Source organism: Vibrio sp. 1641 (assembly GCF_033339995.1).
Classification (GTDB): domain Bacteria; phylum Pseudomonadota; class Gammaproteobacteria; order Enterobacterales; family Vibrionaceae; genus Vibrio; species Vibrio alginolyticus.
The window spans coordinates 1-737 of sequence record NZ_JAWOVP010000154.1; the positions used below are offsets into that span (position 1 = coordinate 1).

The 737-nt window shown below is 45.9% G+C and carries 1 protein-coding gene and 1 pseudogene; both read right to left on the minus strand.

The annotated features are described in order from the left end of the window. Positions 1-107, minus strand: a pseudogene (locus tag R7Z47_RS24775) (DNA-binding protein); the annotation flags it as partial. A gap of 24 nt (positions 108-131) precedes the next feature. Next, positions 132-737, minus strand: a 606-nt coding sequence (locus R7Z47_RS24780; protein WP_318130753.1) for a LysE/ArgO family amino acid transporter, incomplete at its 5' end; no start/stop codon positions are given.

Consider the following 737-nt stretch of genomic DNA (forward strand, 5'->3'; position numbering starts at 1 on the left):
TCGGTGTCGAAGTCGAGAATGGCTTCGTGTTGCCATTCTCGAAATGGAATCGAGAGCGAATGCAATCGCTCTTTGTTGATGCGATAAATGTTTTCCAGTGACTCCATGTCATTCATATCCTTTGGTTTGGATTACCAGTATTTAGTGATGAGCTCGCTCGCGAGTACATAAGCAATGGTGAACATCATCAGTGCAACGGCGATATCGATGCCTTTTTTCACTTTCGGTTTAGATAGCGTAGGCCCGAGTTTTGCGGCGCCCATCGACAAGGTATAGAACCAAACAAATGACGCCATAATAGTGCCTAACGCGAAAGCGATTCGATCATGGCCTTCAAATTGTCCACCGATTGAGCCTAAGATAACAACGGTATCTAAGTACAAATGTGGGTTGAGCACGGTGACAGCTAATGCGCCTAAAATGACCGTTCGGCGTCCACGAGCTACGACTTCCCCTTTTGATTCCGATTCATTCTCTGGCTTGAATGCGCTTTTAAGCGAAAGTAGTCCATAGAAGCTCAGGAAGGCAATACCACCAAGCGTCACCGATGTCAGTAGGACTTCATTTTGAGACAGAATAGCACCACCACCAAAGATACCTAGAGAAATGAAGATCATATCTAGGACGCTACAAATAGTGGCTGTCGTCAGGTGGTGATTGCGCTTTATGCCTTGATTCAAGACATACGCATTTTGTGCTCCGATCGGAATGATCATCGATGCCCCTAAACCAAATCC